At 65.0% G+C, this 701-nt stretch carries 2 protein-coding genes; one reads left to right on the forward strand and one right to left on the reverse strand.

Features of this window, described 5'->3' with window-relative positions; translation table 11 throughout:
• The coding region (locus A5733_RS00005) for a sigma-70 family RNA polymerase sigma factor (protein ID WP_076238594.1) at positions 1-542 on the forward strand (542 nt) is incomplete at its 5' end.
• Here A5733_RS00005 and A5733_RS00010 read toward each other — a convergent pair.
• The coding region (locus A5733_RS00010; protein ID WP_304528331.1) for a sigma factor-like helix-turn-helix DNA-binding protein at positions 518-701 on the reverse strand (184 nt) is incomplete at its 5' end. The two genes, A5733_RS00005 and A5733_RS00010, sit on opposite strands and share 25 nt — an antisense overlap.

A 701-nucleotide genomic window follows, 5' to 3' on the forward strand; every position in this document is an offset into this window, starting at 1 on the left:
GCGTCGAGCAGATCGAACGTGGTGCGCGCCGCCTGACCCACAACCGGTACGACGCCGAAGACCTCGTGCAGGAGACACTTCTCAAGGCCTACAGCGGTTTTCACACGTTCAAGCCAGGATCGAATGCGCGCGCATGGCTGTTTCGGATCATGTACAACAACTGGATCAACAGCTATCGCGCCCGCCAACGCGCCGTGGGTGAGCAACTGTGTGAAGACATCACCGATTGGCAGGTGTCCGCCGAGGGGCGGCATACATCTTCGGGTTTGCGGTCAGCGGAAGTGGAAGCGCTCGAAGCGATGCGCGACGACGACATCGCGGACGCACTGGACGCGATCCCTGCGGCCAACCGGATGACCGTGTACTTCGCCGACGTCGAGGGCTACCACTACCGCGAAATCGCCGCCCTGATGGGCACACCCGTCGGAACCGTGATGTCCCGACTGGCCCGCGGACGAAAGCGGCTGCGGGAGTTGCTCGCCGAAACTGCGGTTGCCAGAGGGTATCTGGCCCGGAGTCAGGACAACGGCACGGCAGCCTGAACCTTACCGGCGTCGCGGCCGATGCCACGGTCCCGGGCCACGTCGGCGAGCAACTCCCGCAGCCGCTTTCGTCCGCGGGCCAGTCGGGACATCACGGTTCCGACGGGTGTGCCCATCAGGGCGGCGATTTCGCGGTAGTGGTAGCCCTCGACGTCGGCG

This window comes from Mycobacterium sp. NS-7484 (assembly GCF_001953975.1).
Classification (GTDB): Bacteria; Actinomycetota; Actinomycetes; order Mycobacteriales; family Mycobacteriaceae; genus Mycobacterium.